This is a genomic window from Streptomyces sp. NPDC048644 (assembly GCF_043199105.1).
Taxonomy (GTDB): Bacteria; Actinomycetota; Actinomycetes; order Streptomycetales; family Streptomycetaceae; genus Streptomyces.
In genome coordinates this window covers 652,893-671,476 of the sequence record NZ_JBICVO010000001.1, presented here as the reverse complement: position 1 = coordinate 671,476, position 18,584 = coordinate 652,893, and the positions used below count along the sequence as shown (strand labels likewise).

Annotated in this window: 19 protein-coding genes; 12 read left to right on the top strand and 7 right to left on the bottom strand. The window is 71.5% G+C overall.

Features of this window, described 5'->3' with window-relative positions; genetic code table 11:
• Positions 1-203 precede the first annotated feature (203 nt).
• The 7 genes from ACGFNI_RS03025 to ACGFNI_RS02995 all read left to right on the top strand — a co-directional run bounded on the left by ACGFNI_RS03025 (position 204) and on the right by ACGFNI_RS02995 (position 7,441).
• Entirely contained in the window at positions 204-2,648 is a 2,445-nt protein-coding gene (locus ACGFNI_RS03025) for a S8 family serine peptidase (protein WP_393680005.1), read from the top strand.
• Between the two features lie 39 nt (positions 2,649-2,687).
• A complete protein-coding gene (locus tag ACGFNI_RS03020) occupies positions 2,688-2,891 on the top strand; it encodes a hypothetical protein (protein ID WP_393680003.1) in 204 nt (67 codons plus the stop codon).
• Between the two features lie 140 nt (positions 2,892-3,031).
• The gene (locus ACGFNI_RS03015; protein WP_393680001.1) at positions 3,032-3,214 is read left to right on the top strand and encodes a hypothetical protein; all 183 of its coding nucleotides are present in this window, start codon (positions 3,032-3,034) and stop codon (positions 3,212-3,214) included.
• A gap of 82 nt (positions 3,215-3,296) precedes the next feature.
• Positions 3,297-3,479, top strand: coding sequence for a hypothetical protein (locus tag ACGFNI_RS03010; RefSeq protein WP_393679999.1), 183 nt, complete (start codon positions 3,297-3,299; stop codon positions 3,477-3,479).
• 146 nt (positions 3,480-3,625) lie between these two features.
• Positions 3,626-3,856 carry a hypothetical protein gene (locus tag ACGFNI_RS03005; RefSeq protein WP_393679997.1) on the top strand — a complete coding sequence of 77 codons (231 nt, stop codon included), beginning with the start codon at positions 3,626-3,628 and terminating at the stop codon, positions 3,854-3,856.
• 129 nt (positions 3,857-3,985) lie between these two features.
• Entirely contained in the window at positions 3,986-5,308 is a 1,323-nt protein-coding gene (locus tag ACGFNI_RS03000; RefSeq protein ID WP_393679995.1) for a hemopexin repeat-containing protein, read from the top strand.
• A 72-nt stretch (positions 5,309-5,380) separates the two neighbouring features.
• Entirely contained in the window at positions 5,381-7,441 is a 2,061-nt protein-coding gene (locus ACGFNI_RS02995; RefSeq protein ID WP_393679993.1) for a trypsin-like peptidase domain-containing protein, read from the top strand.
• Here ACGFNI_RS02995 and ACGFNI_RS02990 read toward each other — a convergent pair.
• Positions 7,438-8,358, bottom strand: coding sequence for an SGNH/GDSL hydrolase family protein (locus tag ACGFNI_RS02990; protein ID WP_393679991.1), 921 nt, complete (start codon positions 8,356-8,358; stop codon positions 7,438-7,440). The genes ACGFNI_RS02995 and ACGFNI_RS02990 overlap by 4 nt on opposite strands.
• Before the next feature lie 326 nt (positions 8,359-8,684).
• Here ACGFNI_RS02990 and ACGFNI_RS02985 point away from each other — a divergent pair, with 326 nt between their 5' ends.
• Both ACGFNI_RS02985 and ACGFNI_RS02980 read left to right on the top strand, forming a co-directional pair.
• Positions 8,685-9,179, top strand: coding sequence for a DUF3145 domain-containing protein (locus tag ACGFNI_RS02985; protein WP_227045519.1), 495 nt, complete (start codon positions 8,685-8,687; stop codon positions 9,177-9,179).
• Positions 9,180-9,237: 58 nt separating this feature from the next.
• Positions 9,238-10,113 carry an NAD(P)-dependent oxidoreductase gene (locus ACGFNI_RS02980; protein ID WP_393679989.1) on the top strand — a complete coding sequence of 292 codons (876 nt, stop codon included), beginning with the start codon at positions 9,238-9,240 and terminating at the stop codon, positions 10,111-10,113.
• Between the two features lie 78 nt (positions 10,114-10,191).
• Here ACGFNI_RS02980 and ACGFNI_RS02975 read toward each other — a convergent pair whose 3' ends face one another.
• From ACGFNI_RS02975 to ACGFNI_RS02955, 5 genes are all read right to left on the bottom strand, one after another.
• Positions 10,192-11,457, bottom strand: a complete 1,266-nt coding sequence (locus ACGFNI_RS02975) for a beta-ketoacyl-[acyl-carrier-protein] synthase family protein (RefSeq protein ID WP_393679988.1) — start codon at positions 11,455-11,457, stop codon at positions 10,192-10,194.
• 75 nt (positions 11,458-11,532) lie between these two features.
• Positions 11,533-11,781 (bottom strand): acyl carrier protein, encoded by a 249-nt coding sequence (locus tag ACGFNI_RS02970; RefSeq protein WP_393679986.1) that lies wholly within the window; start codon positions 11,779-11,781, stop codon positions 11,533-11,535.
• 101 nt (positions 11,782-11,882) lie between these two features.
• Positions 11,883-12,929, bottom strand: a complete 1,047-nt coding sequence (locus tag ACGFNI_RS02965; protein ID WP_393679985.1) for a ketoacyl-ACP synthase III — start codon at positions 12,927-12,929, stop codon at positions 11,883-11,885.
• A 14-nt stretch (positions 12,930-12,943) separates the two neighbouring features.
• On the bottom strand, positions 12,944-13,897 hold the full coding sequence (locus ACGFNI_RS02960; protein ID WP_393679983.1) for an ACP S-malonyltransferase: 954 nt from the start codon (positions 13,895-13,897) through the stop codon (positions 12,944-12,946).
• A gap of 89 nt (positions 13,898-13,986) precedes the next feature.
• Complete coding sequence (locus ACGFNI_RS02955; RefSeq protein ID WP_393679981.1) at positions 13,987-15,171, bottom strand: PucR family transcriptional regulator; 1,185 nt, start codon at positions 15,169-15,171, stop codon at positions 13,987-13,989.
• 57 nt (positions 15,172-15,228) lie between these two features.
• Here ACGFNI_RS02955 and ACGFNI_RS02950 point away from each other — a divergent pair, with 57 nt between their 5' ends.
• Positions 15,229-15,900 (top strand): pirin family protein, encoded by a 672-nt coding sequence (locus ACGFNI_RS02950; protein WP_393679979.1) that lies wholly within the window; start codon positions 15,229-15,231, stop codon positions 15,898-15,900.
• Between the two features lie 97 nt (positions 15,901-15,997).
• Here the strand turns inward: ACGFNI_RS02950 and ACGFNI_RS02945 are convergent, their stop codons facing one another.
• Positions 15,998-16,828 carry a serine hydrolase domain-containing protein gene (locus tag ACGFNI_RS02945; protein ID WP_393679977.1) on the bottom strand — a complete coding sequence of 277 codons (831 nt, stop codon included), beginning with the start codon at positions 16,826-16,828 and terminating at the stop codon, positions 15,998-16,000.
• Positions 16,829-17,002: 174 nt separating this feature from the next.
• On the opposite strand from ACGFNI_RS02945, the gene ACGFNI_RS02940 reads away from it, so the two are divergent.
• Entirely contained in the window at positions 17,003-17,491 is a 489-nt protein-coding gene (locus ACGFNI_RS02940; RefSeq protein ID WP_393679976.1) for a MerR family transcriptional regulator, read from the top strand.
• Positions 17,492-17,495: 4 nt separating this feature from the next.
• On the top strand, positions 17,496-18,515 hold the full coding sequence (locus tag ACGFNI_RS02935) for an aldo/keto reductase (RefSeq protein ID WP_393679974.1): 1,020 nt from the start codon (positions 17,496-17,498) through the stop codon (positions 18,513-18,515).
• Positions 18,516-18,584 lie beyond the last annotated feature (69 nt).

Genomic DNA, 18,584 nt, shown 5'->3' with positions numbered 1-18,584 from the left:
CTGCGGGATTTCCTCGGTCTCCGGAAGGAATTCCGGCGTTCTTCACAGGGCGCCCGACCGGCGCGACAGACGCTTCGGCAATGTTTCGGAGACGTTTGCGGAACGCCTCTTGCGCGTTCGTGGCACGGCCGCGGAACGAGGCGGTCCGAACCTCGTGGTGAACGGATGCCGGGGCCTGTGCCCTTGGCGGAAAGGTGGTCCGGATGGAAGCCAGGTCGGTGATCCGGTGCCCGGCACTGAGCGACGAGGAACTGCTGGGCGACGCCAGGGTCTGCGTCGCCGTGCTGGACGGCCCGGTGGACCTGTCCCATCCGTGTTTCGCGGGCGCGGATCTCACGCGCCTGAACACGCTGGTGCAAGAGCCCGCCGGGCAGGGGCCGATGTCGCTGCACGGTACACATGTGGCGAGTCTGCTGTTCGGGCAGCCGGGCAGCACCGTCGTCGGCGTGGCACCGCGGTGCCGGGGTCTGATCATTCCGGTGTTCCGCGACGCGCGGGAAGGGCGCGTGCCCCAACTGGATTTGGCCCGCGCGATCGAACAGGCGGTTCAGGAGGGCGCGCACATCATCAACATCAGTGGTGGTGAGCGGACACCGGACACACAGGCGGAGAGCCTGCTGAGCAGGGCTCTGCGGCTGTGCGACGACAGCGGCGTGCTGGTGGTCTCGGCCGTCGGCAACGACGGATGCGACTGCCTTCAGGTGCCGGCGGCCGTGTCGTCGGTGCTGGCGGTGGGGGCGAGCGGGACCGACGGTACGCCGCTGAAGATCAACAACTGGGCGGCGGTGTACCGCGAGAACGGTGTACTGGCTCCGGGCCAGGACATCGAAGGGGCCGTACCGGGCGGCGGGCGCAGAGCGATGACCGGGAGCAGCTTCGCCACCCCCGCGGTGTCAGGGGCCGCCGCGCTGCTGGTGGCCACGCAGCTCCGGGAAGGGCGGAAGGCCGACCCCGAGGCCGTGCGCCGGGCTCTTGTCGACAGCGCATGGGCCCCTCCGTGCGCGCCCGGCGACTCGCCCGGCTGCCGGCGGTATCTCGCCGGTCACGTGGACGTCGCGGGCGCGCACCGGCTGATCACGGAGGCGGACCGCACGCCTGCCGGCCGGGTGGCCGACGCGGCGCCGTCGCCCGCGGCGGCACAGGACACCGGAGAACTTTCCCCCGCAACGGGGGTGAACGCTGCCGGCGGGCCCGCTGTGTCCGGGGCGCCGGACACCGAGTCGAGTGAGGGAGCAGGTGCCATGGATGCCAATGACGTGCCCGTCACCACGGGCCAGGACGCCGATGCGCCCCCTGAGCCGCCGCCCGGCGGCGCGGGCGAGCAGGACCCGGCGGCGCCGGGAGATCCGGCGGCGCAGGAGTGGCAGGCGAGTGCCGCGGAGCAGGAGGGCAGCGCGACCGGTGAGCCCTCGTCGCAGACGCCGGATTCCGGTGCGAGGCAAGGAGCAGGTGCCATGGAACCCCACGAGATGCCGCAGGCGGCGGCCGGCGAGACGGCGCAGGCAGGCCGGGCAGTTGAGAGCACACCGGCGCAGCCGGGACCGCCGGAGCCGGCCGGCACCGCGCCCGCGGGAGTGCAGGCGGCGTGCGGTGGCGGGACCGGAGCGTCCTGCGGCTGCGGGGGCGCGGGCGCGGGCCCCTTGATCTACGCGATCGGGACGATCGGCTTCGACTTCCAGACCGAGGCCCGCCGTGACACGTTCCGGCAGTTGATGCCCTGGACCGAGGGCAAGCCGGGCCCGAAAGGTGAACCGTCGTTCGTCCAGCCCAACATCTACAACCCGACGCAGCTGAGCGCGTACCTGTCGGCGAACCCGTGGGAGAGCGACAAGCTCACCTGGACCCTGGAGCTGGACCGTACGCCGATCTACGCGCTGGAGGCGGAGGTGCCGGTCGGCATGAACTGGGGCGGCACGGTCCCGCCCGACCCGGCCGAGGCGAAGGCGAAGGCGAAGGCGGCGGCCACCGACCCGGACGCGCTCGCGCAGCTCCTCATGGAGCACTCCTATCCGCCGGTGTCCACGGTCTACAAGGTCTTCCGGGAAGCGATCGCCGGGCAGGCCAGGCTGCCGGGTGACGAGAACGTGGTCTCCCGGGTGTCCATACCGGGGATGCTCACCAACCGGACCAAGCGGCTGTTCTCAGGGCAGGTCGTACCCGTCGTCGAGGTCATGAGCCGCGGGCTCGCCACCTGGAACGAGACGGCGCTGGTCAAGGCCGTGGTGGACGGGGTCACCAAGGACCACAGGAACGAGGAGACCACCAACCAGCAGGACCTGGAGAAGACGATCAGGGCACTGCTGGACAAGGTCTACCGCCAGTTCCGCAACCTCGGGCAGAGCTCCGCCGACCGCGCGATGAACTACGCGGGCACCAACGCCTTCCAGTTCGGCAACCAGATCAAGGACGGCCTGCTGTCCGCCAGTTACGTGCCGGGGTCGAGCATGAACTTCTACGCGCTGGACTCGGTGAGGGTCTCGAAGAGCCCGTACTGCCGTATGGGTTCGGACTCCCAGGACGTGATCGTCACGTTCCTGGACCCCGAGGACGACCGCCGGGCGAAGGTGAACTACCTGTTCACCATCGACGTCAGCGACATCCCTCCGGTGAGCCTGGCGCCGGTCCACACCTTCCTCGGCGACATCTGAGCCATCCGGCAACGGAGCGGCGAGACAAAGGAGTTGGCGATGAACAGCGGCCACGAGCAGAGGAACGCACCCGACCACGGGCCGGCACTCGCGCTTCCCGCGCAGGTTCCGCCGGTACCCCGCGGCGACGTGGCACTCGGCACGGCGTACGGCGCCGCGGACGGTGGCGTCGAAGCGGCCATGCGGTGCGCGGACATGACCGGGCTCGCCCGGCAGATGTGCTTCGCCCGCGGCGGAGCCTAGGTGCAGCGAGGGGTCGGTGACCCACAGTCGGTGCACAGAGGCCGCCGGGCTGCCGCCGCAGGCGGCGCCCACCGGGCGGAACGTGCCGGCGGAACCGCCGCCGGCGCGAGGAATGGGACAACAGCGAAAGGAAGAATCTGATGTTCGAACGTACTGAGCGGGACACGGACCGGCCGCGGGTGCCCGGCGCGCTGGAGATGCCGCGGCAGTCGCCGCCCATCGACCGCAGCACAGGCGCAGTCGCCGGTGCGGCAGGTGACACCGCGGGTGTCGAGGCGGACGGATTCCTCACCGGGCTCCTCTCGAAGATCCTGCCGATCTGAACACATCGGGCGCCGGTGACGACGGCTGCCACCGGCGCCCGACCCCTCTGCCGAGGGAACTCGGCACGACGGAAGGAAGGCCATGAAGAGCGAACGCACCGACCGCAAGGCGGACCGGCCGCGAGTGCCCGGCACGTTGGAGATGCCGCGGCAGTCGCCGCCCGTCGACCGCACCGCAGCCGCGTCCGTGGCTGCCTGGGATGACAGCGGAGGTGTCGAGGCGAACGACTTCTTCGGCACGCTCAAGGACATTCTCGATTTCTGAATCCGGTACGCGCCGGCGGCGGCGGTCCGCCGCTCCGCCGGCGCAGCCCCGGCAGGTCCGGTCACCCCGGCTGAACGCCGGTCACGCGGGCCGGGCCGCGCCGGGGCTCCGGCGCACACCGTGCGCTTTCGACGGGAGGCACCATCATGCAGCTCCATCTGCCGGTTCAGGGGGTGGTCAACCGTTCCAAGCCGCTCGAACCGTTCCTTGTCGCGTATCCCTTCGACGACGAGGGGGTGGCCAGTCTGGTCCGCAGGGAGGTGGGCCAGGCGTTCGGCGGCGGCGACGTGAACGATCCGGGCCCCGTCATCTGCCACGACACCGAGGGCGAGGAGTGCCCGTGGGCGCAGGACCCGGGGCCGGGAGATCTCTTCTGAACCACGGGAGATCTCTCCCGAACCAGTGGGAGCCGGGGTCGCGTCCCACGGCCGCGACCCCGGCACCGGTTCCACGGCCGGTCCCCGCGAGGACGACGGAGACCGGCCGCACTCGGAAAGGAAGGCGCCATGGCGGCACTCGCAACGGCCATCGCCTGGCCGAACGACAAGGTGTACCTCTTCTTCGACGACGACACCTATCACCGGTACCACGCGGTCACCGGAAGCTTCGAGCAGGGCGGCCTGGTGGTGGCGGACGAATGGCAGGGGCTGACGGGCTCGCCCGACGCGTTCGTGTGGTGGGGCGCGGGCAAGGCGTACGCCTTCAACGGCGGCCACTACAAGCGCTACGACCAGGTCTCCGACCGTGTCGACGCCGCGTACCTGCCCCCCAACCCGCCCTTCACCGTCGCGGGCGGCTGGCCGGGACTGCCGGACGGGTCGGACGGCGGACCGAACTGGCAGCAGGGCATCGACGCGGCGCTCAACTGGGGCAACGGCAAACTGTTCCTCTTCAAGGGCGACTCCTACCTCAGGTACGACATCACCGCCGACCGGGCCGACCCCGGCTACCCGCGGAAGATCGCCGGAGCCTGGCCAGGTGTCTTCACCCAGGGACTGGACGCCGCGGTATATCCCGGCGGGCGCTTCGCCTACTTCTTCCGCGGCGACCGCTACCAGCGCTACGACGTCGACGCCGACACCGTCGACACGAGCGGCGACCTGGTCGACTTCCACCTGGACGGCACCCCGGCGGGAGGCGTGGCCCCGGCCCGGATGCTGAGCCCCGGCCAGGCCAACAGGCTGATGGCCGACCTGATCAGGCGCGGCAAACTCACCCTCAAGAGCCCGGTCTTCGTCGACGGGCCCGGCGGCATCGTCTCTCCCACCCCCGCCCAGCGGGTGACCGTGAGCCCCGCCACCGTCGACGGCATCCGCTACACCAACGCCCTCAACACCGCGGCGAACTTCTTCGACAACGTCGACCAGCGCATGCTCATCGCGCTGTACCGGCTGACCAGATGGATCAACGCGTCGAGCCCCGAGGTCACCGAACTGTTCCACCTCGGCATCGGCCACGGCCAGGGACCACCGAACGACTGCCACAACCAAGGCCGTGCGCTGGACCTTTCGGCCATCGGCGGCACCCTCGACGGGGCGGCCTTCCGCAAGTCCGTCAAAGCCGACTGGGGAAACCTCCCGCCGCGCCCCGGCAGCCAGGTGCGGATCGCCCCGGACGTCGACGCCCTGGCGTTCGGTCTTTTCACCACGGCGTTCCGGTACGCGACGTACGAATGCGAGGCCCGCGGCATCGGCGCCGCCAACCTCTGGCCGATGCCGGACCTGGGCGGCGCCGGCTTCGTCATCTACCCGGACTACGGCGGTGACCCGGTCCTGCGGCAGGCCCACCAGGACCACATCCACCTGCAGATCGGCCCCACCCGGGTATGAGGCGGCCCGGCGTCCCGTGCCGGGCCCGTGACCTGAGTGGCGGCCACCTCCACGGCCAGGACGGTGAGAGCCATGCCGGCTATCGACAACACCCGAACCCAGTGGGAGAACCAAGCCGCAGCCGCCGCGCGCCGCTACCGGGACACCGGCGACGAACGCCGCCTCGCCGAGGAGCAGTTGGCGGCGGGGAAGCGGTTCCCCGACTCCAGGGAAGCCGTCGCGGCCCGCGCGCGGCGGCTGCTCGACAGGGCAGGGGTGCCCGCAGCCGCCGCCGTCGCGAAGATCCACGCCGACGCCCTCGACCTGCCGGTCACCAACGAACGCATCATCGGGATCTCCAACGAACTGCAACCCTGGAGCTTCCTGCCGCGCGGCGCCCGCGCCGCCGCCACCGTCACCCGGATATCCCTGCGCCGCGCGGGCCGCGAACTCCCGCAGGGCACCGGCTTCCTGGTCTCCCCACGGCTGCTGATGACCAATCACCACGTGCTGCCCGACCCCGCGACGGCACACTCCTGCTTCGTCGAGTTCAACGCCCAGGTGACCATCGACAACACCCCCGACGCGGGGGTCCGCATGGAACTCGACCCCGACACGCTCTTCCTCGCCGACGAGCACCTCGACTTCGCGCTGGTCCACGTCCGTCCCGCGGGCAGCCGCGCCCCCGGAGAGATCTTCGGCTGGAACGAACTCAGCGCCCAGCTGGGCACCGTCGTCGTCGGCGAGCCGGTCAACGTCATCGGGCACCCAGGCGGCCGTCTCAAGGAGATCGCCGTCCGGAGCAACGCCCTCCTGGTGCGGCTTGACGCCTTCCTCCAGTACGCCGCCGACACCGAGCCGGGCAACTCCGGATCCCCGGTCTTCAACGACCAGTGGGAAGTGGTGGCGCTGCACCACCTCGGCGTCCCCAGGACCGACGACCGCGGACGGGTCCTGCGGCACGACGGCCGGCCGTGGCAGCGCAGCGACGGTGACGACGCCGTCGACTACGTCGCCAACGAGGGCATCCGCATCAGCGCGGTCCTCGCCCACCTCGCCGCGCTCCCCCTGGACAGCAGGCGGCGGAGCCTCCTGGCGGAGATGGGAACCGAGTCCGGCCTCGCCTACGGCCCCGGCCACCCGGTCACACCGCTCCCCGGAGGCCCGCTGGAAGGCGGCACACCACGACCGGGCCCGGACGCATCCGGTGAATTCGGTGAATCCCTCCACCGCACCGGGCTGCGGGCCCGCCCCGGAGCCTTCGGCGGCACACGCAGCCTGGCGTTCCTGCACGGCAGAAGCCAGCAGGGCAAGGACCCGGAGGCACTGCGCCGCGACTGGACCGGCGGGCTCAACCAGGGGCTCACCCGCGCCGGTGCCACCCCGCTCGCCCCGGCCGACATCTGGTTCCCGTACTACGGCGACCTGCTGGCAACGGCCACCGGGCACCCCGCCGACGAGGCGCTCGACGCCGTGCCCGCCCCGCCCCTGACACCGTCCGCCTCCTCACCCGCCGAACTGCTCGCGCCACCAGGCCCCGCCGAGGAGATCTACCGGCAGCTCATCGCCGAGACGGCACGGGCCACCGGCCTGCCGCCCGACGACCGGCCGGCCACCGAGGGCCTCACCGAAACGCTCGTCGCGCGGCTGCGCAGACAACTCGGCTGGCTGGCCGCCCGGACCGACCTCGACGAATGGGTCATCGCCGCCACCCTCTCCGACGTCGCCGCCTACCTCGGCGACCGGCAGATCCGCGGGCGCGTACTCGACTGCGTCCTGGAGACCCTGCCGGCCACCGGCGCACTCGTCTGGGTCACCCACAGCCTCGGCACCGTCGTCGCCATGGACCTCGTCTCCCGGCTCCCCGCCGGCCTGCGCCCGCTCACGCTGGTCACCGTCGGCAGCCCGCTGGGCCTGGACGCCGTCCACCGCAGACTCCTGCGGCCCGGCACCGAGCGCCCCGCGTCCGTCACCGACTGGATCAACGTCTGGTGCCCGACCGACGCCGTCGCCGTCGGCTGCCCCCTCGCACCCGTATGGGGCGAGGTCACCGACATCGCCGTCATCAACGCCCGCGACCGCGCCCACCGCATCGACGCATACCTCTCCCACCCGGAGGTGGCCGCCCGCCTCGCACAGGCTCTTGATGTCTAAGGGCTGTCGTTCCCGGTGATCGTCCGGAACGCCAGCGAGGCCAGCTCCTCCTGGCCGCGGGTGCCGGGGTGGAACCAGTCCCAGCTGCTCAGCTGCCGTTCGGTGAAGCGGTAGTCGAACACCGAACGGTCGAAGCGGCACAGGGCGTCGTCGGCGCAGACGTCCTCAAGTGCCTTGTTGTACGCCACCACGCGGTCGCGCACCCTCTCGCGCCGGCTGACCGCGCGCTCCGTCAGGTTGTCAGGATCGTGCAGCATCGAGCCGCAGATCCCCAACTGCCACACCTGCTTGCCGAGCGGGTTCTTGCGCCCCTCGGACCACAGCCGCAGCAGGTCGGGCACCGCGGCCACATACACCTGGGTACGGGGCAGCGCGCGCCGCAGCTTCTTCATGGCGCGGGCGAAGTCGGCGCGGTAGGCGGCGGCCGGGGTCATCGCGCGTACGTCGCTGCGGCAGGCGTCGTTGGCGCCGATCAGCACCGTCACCAGCTCGGGCCTGCGGGCCTTGGCCGCGTCCACCTGGTCCGGCAGATCGCTCATCAGCGCGCCGGTCCTGGCGTAGTTCCAGCTGTGCCGCGCGGGGTGTTCCAGCAGCCGCCGGGCGAGGCTGTCGACCTTGGGTGAAGTGCCGGTGGACCAGGAGACCTCGGGGCAGTCGGAGAGCACCGTGCAGGCGTCGAACCCGACGGTGATGGAGTCGCCGAGCGCGGCGATCGAGCCGGGGTCGGCGCGCCAGACCGGCGCCGGTTTCACGGACGGCGCGGTGACCTCGGGACTGGGGCGGGCGGCGGCGGAGTTGCCGTCGGCGCTGCATCCGGCCAGCGAGAACAGCAGCGCGGCCACCGTGGCCACAGGCGTTGCCGACAGGATCGCGGAGCGTGCGGGCCGGAGCCGGAACGGCTGTCCGAACGTCCTCATCCCCTGTCCCCTCCGGCGCCTGAGTGATATCTCTTCAGGTACCGACGGTACGTCACCCTCCGGTCGGCGCGGCGGGATAGCTTTGCCCTGTGCCGTGCCGGCGCTGCCCCGAACGGGGTACGTACAGTCGGCACAAACGCATTCCATTCCGTCATTTCCTGTCTGTTTTACGGCAAATTGGGCCTAATGGTGTTTACTGTAGGTCACCTGGCATGCTGGTGCCGAAGTGATCACTGGGGCAGAATGTCAGTAACTGTCCCGGCCGCAACCGGAACGGGCACGAGGCCGCTGGGGAAGGCGAACCTCGAACCGCACTGGAGGTCCCGGTGACGACACGTGGAGTTCTCTACGTCCACTCCGCACCGCGCGCGCTGTGCCCGCACGTCGAATGGGCCGTCGCGGGCGTCCTCGGCGTACGCGTCAACCTCGACTGGATCCGCCAGCCGGCGTCCCCCGGCACCTGGAGAGCCGAATTCTCCTGGCAGGGCGCCGTCGGCACCGCGTCCAAGCTCGCCTCCGCGCTGCGCGGCTGGCACCTGCTGCGCTTCGAGGTGACGGCCGAGCCCTGCGCCAAGGCCGAGGGCGAGCGCTACAGCTCCACCCCCGAACTGGGCATCTTCCACGCCGTCACCGGCATCCACGGCGACATCCTCATCCCCGAGGACCGGCTGCGCGCCGCCCTGGCCAGATCGGCCGACGGCGAGACGGAACTCGCCGCCGAGGTCTCCAAGCTGCTCGGCAAGCCCTGGGACGACGAACTGGAGCCGTTCCGGTACGCGGGCGAAGGCGCCCCGGTGCGCTGGCTCCACCAGGTCGTCTGACGCCCGCCGCACCACCGCCTGCGGACTTCGAGCGCACTCCACGCTCTAGTTTGTGGGCATGGCTGACAACATCTCGATCGCGGTGCTCGGCACCGGCATCATGGGCACGGCGATGGCCCGCAATCTCGCCGGCGCAGGACTCGACGTGCGCGCCTGGAACCGCACCCGCGCGAAGGCTGAACCGCTGGCCGCCGACGGCATCCGCGTCGTCGACAGCCCGGAACAGGCGGTGGACGGCGCGGACGTCGTGCTCACCATGCTGCTCGACGGCCCCGCCGTCCTCGACGCGCTGCGGCAGGCCGCGCCCACGCTGACACCGGGCACCCTGTGGCTCCAGATGAGCACCACGGGCGTCGAAGAGGTCACGCCGCTGGCCGACTTCGCCCGCGAGCACGGCCTGCGGTTCGTCGACGCGCCGGTGCTCGGCACCAAAGTGCCCGCGGAGAAGGGCGAGTTGACGATTCTGGCGGCCGGGCCCCAGGACGTCAGGAAGCGGGCGGCCGTGGTCTTCGACGTCGTCGGGCGGGCCACCCAGTGGGTCGGCGAGGACGGCGCGAACGGCGCCGGCAGCCGGCTCAAACTCGTCGCCAACAGCTGGGTGCTGACGCTCGTCAGCGGCGCGGGGGAAGCGCTCGCGCTCGCCGAAGGGCTCGGCGTCGAGCCGCGTGACTTCCTGGCCGCGGTCGCCGACGGCCCGCTCGACGTGCCCTACCTGCGGATGAAGGCGGAGCTGATCCTGTCAGGCGCGTACCCGGCGAGCTTCACGGTGTCCACGGCGCGCAAGGACGCCCGGCTGATCTCCGAAGCCGCCGAAGCGGCCGGGGTGCGCATGGACCTGGCGGCAGCGGCGGCCGAGCGGTTCCGCCGGGCGGAGGAGCAGGGGCACGGCGACGAGGACGGCGCCGCCGCCTATCACGCCAGCTTCGGCGGCTGAACGCCTGCGCGGATGACGCGAGGGCCCGCCCGGTCGGCGATGCGACCGGGCGGGCCCTCGTACGTCAGCGGGCCGGGATCAGATCGTGCGGAACGCCAGCACGACGTTGTGGCCGCCGAAGCCGAACGAGTCGTTCAGCGCGGCGATGCGGCCCTCGGCGGGCAGCTTGCGGGCCTCGCCCTGGATGACGTCCACATCGATCTCCGGGTCGAGGTTCTCGATGTTGATCGTCGGCGGTGCCACACGGTGGTACACCGACAGGATCGACGCCACCGACTCGACGCCGCCCGCGCCGCCCAGGAGGTGGCCGGTCATGGACTTGGTGCTGGCCACGGCGATGTGGTCGGTGTCGTCGCCGAAGACCTTGCGCAGCGCCTTCAGCTCGGCGAGGTCGCCCTGCGGCGTCGACGTGGCGTGCGCGTTGACGTGCACGACCTCCGCCGGGTCCAGGTCGCTGTTGTCCAGCAGGTTCCGCAGCGCCTGCGCGATGCCGTTGCCGGACGGCTCGGGCTGCACGATGTCGTGGCTGTCGGCGGAGATGCCCTGGCCGACGGCCTCGGCGTAGACCTTGGCGCCGCGCTTGGCCGCGTGCTCGGCCGACTCCAGGACGATCACGCCGGCGCCCTCACCGAGGACGAAGCCGTTGCGCGCGGTGTCGAAGGGGCGGGAGGCACCCTGCGGGTCGTCGTTGGACTTCGACATCGCCATCATGTTGCCGAAGGCGGCGATCGGCAGCGGGTGGATGGCCGCTTCCGTACCGCCGGCGACGACGATGTCCGCACGGCCGGTGCGGATCATCTCGATGGCGTAGCCGATGGCCTCGGAGCCGGATGCGCAGGCGCTGACCGGGGTGTGCACACCCGCGCGGGCGTTCACGTCCAGGCCGACGTTGGCGGACGGGCCGTTGGGCATCAGCATGGGCACGGTGTGCGGGGAGACGCGGCGTACGCCCTTCTCCTTGAGCACGTCGTACTGGCCGAGCAGGGTCGTCACGCCGCCGATGCCGGAAGCGATGACGGTGCCGAGCCGGTCGGGGTCGACGGAGGTGTCCTCGCCCGCCTTGGCGGTGAAGCCGGCGTCCGCCCATGCCTCACGCGCGGCGATCAGCGCGAACTGCGCGGAGCGGTCCAGCTTGCGGGCCTGGGGCTTGGCGATGACCTCGGTCGGTTCGACGGCTGCCCGCGCGGCGATGCGGACCGGAAGGTCGGCCGCCCAGTCCTCGTCGAGGCTGCTCACACCGGACCGGCCGGCGAGCAGGGCTTCCCAGGTCGAAGCGCTGTCGCCACCCAGCGGTGTGGTTGCGCCGATACCGGTGACGACCACGGTGCGATTGGTCGCGTTCACAGGAATTCTTACTCCACGGGTAGAGGGGTCTGAATACGGCGCCACCGCCGGGTGGCGACATGCGCAGGAGCTGGATCAGCTCTGGTGCTTGAGGATGTAGTCGGTCGCGTCGCCGACGGTCTTGAGGTTCTTGACGTCGTCGTCGGGGATCTTCACGTCGAAGCGCTCTTCGGCGGCGACGACGACCTCGACCATGGACAGCGAGTCGACGTCGAGGTCGTCGGTGAAGGACTTCTCCACCTGGACGTCCTCGGTGGGGATACCGGCGATCTCGTTCACGATCTCGGCGAGACCGGCGACGATCTCTTCCTGAGTGGCGGCCATGATGGCGCTCCTTGGTGCTCTAGGGGAAAACTGCGTGATGTGGTGAAGCTCTTTACAGCATCCGGCACATCCGACGACGGACGGCGCTGCGTAGATCTTGCCTAGGGGAGGGTAACGACCGTCGCGGCGTACACGAGACCCGCCCCGAAGCCGATGACCAGCGCGGTGTCGCCGCTCTTGGCCTGTCCGGTCGCCAACAGCCGCTCCATGGCGAGCGGAATGGAGGCGGCCGAGGTGTTGCCGGTGGTCTCCACGTCACGGGCGACCGTGACGCTCTCCGGCAGCTTCAGAGTCTTCACCATCGAGTCGATGATCCGCATGTTGGCCTGGTGCGGAATGAAGACGTCCAGGTCGTCCGGGCTGACTCCGGCCGCGTCCAGCGCCTGCTGGGCGACCTTCGCCATCTCGAACACCGCCCACCGGAAGACCGCCTGGCCCTCCTGCGTGATGGCGGGGTAGCGGATCTCCTCCGGGGCGGTGCGCTCCTCCGGGCCGTTGCCACCGGGCAACGGCGTCGTACGATACGCGTCCCAGGCGATGGTCTGCTTGATCGTTTCGGACTTGTCGCCCTCCGAGCCCCACACGGTCGGGCCGATCGCGGGCTCCTTGCCGGGGCCGACGATCACCGCGCCCGCGCCGTCACCGAACAGGAAGGCCGTCGCGCGGTCCTCCAGGTCGGTCAGGTCCGAGAGCCGCTCGACCCCGATGACCAGGACGTATTCGGCCGATCCTTCGGTGACCATGCCCTTGGCCAGGGTCAGGCCGTAGCCGAAGCCCGCGCAGCCGGCGGAGATGTCGAAGGCGGCGGGGCGGCCCGCGCCGATGCGGTGCGCGATCTCGGTCGCGATGGCCGGGGTCTGCTTGAAGTGCGAGACGGTGGAGACGACCACGGCGCCGATCTGCTCGGGCGTGATCCCGGCGTCGGCGATGGCCTTGCCCGACGCCTCGACCGACATGACGGCGACCGTCTCCTCGGGGCCTGCCCAGTGCCGGGTGGCGATGCCCGAGCGCGAGCGGATCCACTCGTCGGACGAGTCGATGTGCTTGAGGATCTCCTCGTTCGGCACCACACGGGTCGGACGGTAGCCGCCGACACCCATGATCCGCGCGTACGGGGCGCCCTTCGCAGGCTTGATCTTCGAGGTCATGCGCTTCGGGCTCCTTATTCGGCCGACGGGGCGGCGGGAGAGCGGTGCTCGGCGATCAGCGCGCGGGCCGTGTCGAGGTCGTCGGGGGTCTTGAGGGCGAGGGTCTGCACGCCGGGCAGGGCGCGCTTGGCCAGGCCCACGAGGGTGCCGCCCGGCGCCGCCTCGATGATCGCGGTGACGCCGAGCTCCTTGAACGTCTCCATGCACAGGTCCCAGCGCACCGGGTTGGCCACCTGGCCCACCAGCCGCCGCACCAGATCCTGGCCGGAGGCGACGACCTGGCCGTCCCGGTTGGAAACGTAGCGGGTGTGCGGGTCCGCGACCGTCAGCTCGGCGACCGCGGTCTCCAGCGCCGTCACGGCGGGCGCCATGTGGCGGGTGTGGAACGCGCCTGCCACCTTCAGCGGGACGACCCGGCGGGTGCCTTCCGGCTTGTCCTCGACCAGGGCGGCGATCTGCTCGGCGGTGCCGGCCGCGACGATCTGGCCCGCGCCGTTCACGTTCGCCGCGGTCAGGCCCAGCTTCTCCAGGTGCGGCAGCACGACGGCTTCGTCGCCGCCCAGCAGCGCGGCCATGCCGGTCTCGGTGACGGCGGCGGCCTCGGCCATCGCCTGTCCGCGCCTGCGGACCAGCGTCATGGCGGCGGTGTCGGTGAGCGTGCCGGTCCAGGCGGCGGCGGCGAGTTCGCCGACGCTGTGCCCGGCGGCTGCGCCGACGCCGGCGCGGAACTCATCGGGTGTGGCGAACAGCTGCCGGGACGAGACCAGGGCGGATGCCACCAGCAGCGGCTGTGCCACCGCGGTGTCGCGGATCTCGTCCGCGTCCGCCTTCGTGCCGTAGTGGACCAGGTCCAGGTCGATGGCGGCCGACCACTCACGGAGCCGGTCTTCGACACCGGGGAGGTCGAGCCAGGGGGTCAGGAAGCCGGGCGTCTGAGCGCCTTGGCCGGGAGCGACGAGTACGAGCACCCTCACACTCTCTCTTGTGGGAGGTCCCGCCCGCCCGTGGGGACAGGGACGAAGAACCATCGGGGGAATTGTTGGTGTTCGACAAAAGTCTAGGGCTGTGCCTCACCGTCAGCCAGGCGCCCCAGGATCAGTGCGATACGCAGGGTGAATGCCGAGCGCACGTCGGACGGGGACCAGCCGGTGACGTCGGTCACACGTCGTAGCCGATAGCGCACGGTGTTGGGGTGCACGAAGAGCATCCGCGCCGCGCCCTCCAGACTGCTGGCCTGCTCCAGGTAGACGCTCAGCGTTTCCAGGAGCGCCGAACCGGCCTCCTCCAGAGGTCTGTAGATCTCCTCCACCAGCTGGTCGCGCGCCACCGGGTCCGACGCCATCGCGCGCTCGGGCAGCAGATCGTCGGCGAGCACCGGGCGCGGCGCGTCGGGCCAGGCGGCACAGGCCCGCAGCCCGGCCGCCGCCGCCTGCGCCGACCTGGTCGCGGCCAGCAGGTCGGAGACCACGGGCCCGGCCACCACGGGGCCCGCGGCGTACGGGCCGATCAGCGCCTTCGCGGCCTTGAGCGGATTGTCCGAGCCGCCGGCGATCACCACCAGGCGGGTGCCGAGGACGCCGGTCAGTACCTGGAGCTTGGCGTGCCGCGCGGCCCGCCGGATCGCCTCGACGGTCAGTTCGCTGTCGCCGTCGGGGGCGGTGCCCAGGACCACGCAGACGTGTTCGGGGGAGTTCCAGCCCAGGGCCGCGGCCCGGGAGACCGCGCCCTCGTCGGCCTCGCCGGAGAGCACCGCGTTGACCACCAGGGATTCCAGCCGGGCGTCCCAGGCGCCGCGGGCCTCGGCGGCCTGGGCGTAGACCTGGGCGGTGGCGAAGGCGATCTCGCGGGCGTAGACCAGCAGCGCCTCGCGGAGCACCGACTCGTCGCCGGGCGCCGCGACTTCGTCGATCGCGGACTCCATGACCTCGATGGTCGTCCGCACCATTTCCACGGTCTGCCGCAGCGTGATCGCCCGGGTCAGCTCGCGCGGCGCGGTGCCGAAGACGTCGGTGCTGATGGCCTGCGGTGTCTCGGGATGCCGGAACCACTCGGTGAAGGCGGCGATGCCCGCCTGTGCCACCAGGCCGATCCAGGAACGGTTTTCCGGTGGCATCGCGCGGTACCACGGCAGCTGCGCGTCCATGCGGGCGATGGCGGCAGCCGCCAGCTTGCCGGACGACTTCTCCAGCCGGCGAAGGGTCGCTTGGTGCGGATGAGGGGCGCGCGATGCGGGTTCAGACACGGGACAAGACTGCCTTATCGGGGCGGGGAGGTGACGCGGCGGGGCTACGGTGGCTCCATGATTGCGGTGCGCAGAGGCAAGGAACGCTACCGTGGCGGCGATCCGGATGCCGGGATCGAGACGCTGCACGCCTTCTCCTTCGGCCCCCACTTCGACCCCGGCAACCTGCGCTTCGGCGCACTGATCGCGTGCAACGAGGAGCGGCTGGCCCCGGGCGCCGGCTTCGCCGAACATCCGCACCGCGAGACGGAGATCGTCACCTGGGTCGTCGACGGCGAGCTGACCCACCGGGACTCCACCGGGCACGCGACGACCGTGCGGCCCGGCGACCTCCAGCGGCTCAGCGCGGCCGGCGGCGTACGGCACGTGGAACGCAACGACGCCGATCGGCCCCTGCGGTTCGTGCAGATGTGGCTGGCGCCCGTCGAGTTCGGCGGGGAGCCGGAGTACGAAGTGGTGCGCCAGATCGCCGACGGCACGCCGTACGCGCTGCCGCGGGCCGGCGCGACGCTGCACGTGCGGCGGCTCGCGGCCGGTGCGCACACCGCGGTGCCGGACGGGCCGCGGGCGCAGGTGCAGGTGGTGCGTGGTGCGTTGCTGCTCGGTGACGAGCGTCTTGCGGCCGGGGACGAGGCGCGGATCACCGACGCCGACGGCCTCCGCCTGACGGCCGATGAGGACGCCGAGTGCCTCATCTGGGAGATGGGGCCCGAGGCTTCGTACGGCTGAGGCTTCGTGCGGCTGAGGCCGGACGGGGCCCGTCCGCCCGGCCCCGCCCTGCTTCTCCTGCCCGTCCGCGCCCGGCCGTTGCCCGGCTGGGCCCGCCTTACGCCCCGCGCAGTTCGGTGAGGACCGCGTCGGTCAGCGGCGGCCAGACGTCGACCGCCCAGGGGCCGAACGCCCGGTCGGTCAGCGCGATGCACGCGGCGCCCGCGCCGTTCGCGGCCTCCGGGTCCACCCACAGGAACGTGCCGGACTGCCCGAAGTGCCCGAAGGTGCGCGGGGACGACGAACTGCCCGTCCAGTGCGGCGACTTGCCGTCACGGATCTCGAAGCCCAGGCCCCAGTCGTTGGGCTTCTGGTGGCCGTAGCCCGGCAGGACGCCCGTGACACCGGGGAAGACCACCGACGTCGCCTCGGCCAGGGTCTGCGGGGCCAGCAGCCGCGGCGCCAGGAGTTCGGCGGCGAACCTGGCCAGGTCGGCGACGGTGGAGACGCCGTCCTTGGCGGGCGAACCCGCCAGTTCCGTCGCCGTCATGCCCAGCGGTTCGAGCACCGCCTCATGCAGATACTGCGGGAAGGGGATGTCGGTGGCCGCGGCGATGTGGTCGCCCAGTGCCTCGAAACCGGCGTTGGAGTAGATCCGGCGGGTGCCGGGCGCGGCCATCGCCCGCGGCTCGTCGAAGGCGAGGCCCGAGGTGTGCGCGAGGAGATGACGGACCGTGGCACCTTCGGGGCCGGCCGGTTCGTCCAGCTCGACCGCGCCCTCCTCGACCGCCAGCAGCGCGGCGTACGCGGCCAGCGGCTTGGTGACGGAGGCGAGCGGGAAGCGGCGGTCCAGGGGGCCGTACGATCCGGCCACGCCGCCGTCGGCTCGTACGACGGCCGCCGCGGCGTGGGGCACCGGCCAGGTCTCGATCATCCGCAGGCTCTGCATGGGACGAGCCTAACGCCGGGCTCCCGGGGCATGGCCGGGGCGTCCTGCCCGGCGTACGGACCGGACGTCAGGACCCACATCCCGGTCAAGTCCGGCCTTGCTTGGAGTGCACTCGAAGCCTCTAGCGTTGACCACGTCGAGAGGGATCGGCCACCGACGTAGGGGAGACGCGGCATGACGGTGACGCAGGGCGAGCCGGTGACGGACCAGGGGGATGCGGCCGGTGGCTTGCGGGGGAGCGGACGCGGTTGTGTGGCGGCCGAGTGGCACCCCCGGCCGGCCGGGCGGGACCACTACACGATCAGCGAAGTGTCCGGGATCACCGGGCTCAGCGCGCACACCCTGCGCTGGTACGAGCGGATCGGGCTGATGCCGCACGTCGACCGTACGCACACCGGACAGCGCCGGTTCACCCCCCGCGACCTGGACTGGCTGAACCTGGTCGGCAAGCTGCGGCTGACCGGCATGCCGGTCGCCGACATGGTCCGCTACGCCGAGCTGGTCAGGGCGGGCGAGAGCACCTTCACCGAACGCGAGCGGCTGCTGACCGCGCACCGCGAGGACGTACGGCGGCGCATCGCGGAGCTGCAGGGCACGCTCACCGTCCTCGACTGCAAGATCGATATCTATGCCGATGCCCGTCGGGCGTCCGAAAGGTTCTGAGGTCATGACTGACGAGAAGATCGAGACGGTTGAACTGGGCACCGGCGGCCCGCGGGTCGGCGTGCAGGGCCTGGGCTGCATGGGCATGAGCTTCGCCTACGGGCCCACCGACGACCCCGACGAGGCGCGGGCGACGCTGGAGCGGTCCCTGGAACTGGGGGTGACCCTCTACGACACCGCCGACGCGTACGGCGACGGCGCCAACGAGGAGTTCATCGCGCCGTTCGTCCGGGCGCACCGCGACGAGATCGTGCTGGCCACCAAGTTCGCGCTGTCCTTCGACCCGGCCGACCCGAAGAAGCGCATCATCAACAACGACGCCCCCTACATACGCCGGGCCGTCGAAGGCAGCCTGCGGCGGCTGGACGTGGACGTCATCGACCTCTATTACATGCACCGGCGCGATGTGCGCATCCCCATCGAGGAGACGGTCGGGGTGATGGCCGAACTCGTCGCCGAGGGCAAGGTCAAGCACCTCGGGCTCAGTGAGGTGACCGCCGGCGAACTGCGCGCGGCGCAGGCGGTGCATCCGATCGCGGCGCTCCAGTCGGAGTGGTCGCTGTTCAGCCGCGACGTCGAGGACGGTGTGGTGGCCGCAGCCGCCGAGCTGGGCGTCGGCTTCGTGCCGTACTCGCCGCTCGGCCGCGGCTTCCTGACCGGCTCGTTCGTCAGCGCCGACAAGGAACTGGACAGCGACGACTTGCGCCGCCAGCAGCCGCGGTTCACCGGCGACAACGCCGCGGCCAACGCCGCGCTGCTGGAGCCGGTGCGTGCCGTCGCCGCCGCGCACGGGGCGACCGTCGGCCAGATCGCCCTGGCCTGGGTGCAGCAGCAGGCGGCCGTCCACGGTCTCGCCGTGGTGCCGATCCCGGGCACCCGCAAGCGCACCCGGGTCGAGGAGAATGCCGCCGCCACCCGCATCCGGCTGACCGACGAGGAGTTGGCGCGGCTCGCGCCGATCGCGGCGAAGGTCGCGGGGGAGCGGTACGCGGACATGACGTTCACCTCCGCCGGGCGGGAGTAGCCGCAGCCGGCACCCGGCGGCGCGGGGGCGGGCCTCCCCCGGCCCCGCGCCTCCCGGCCCCGCGCCTCC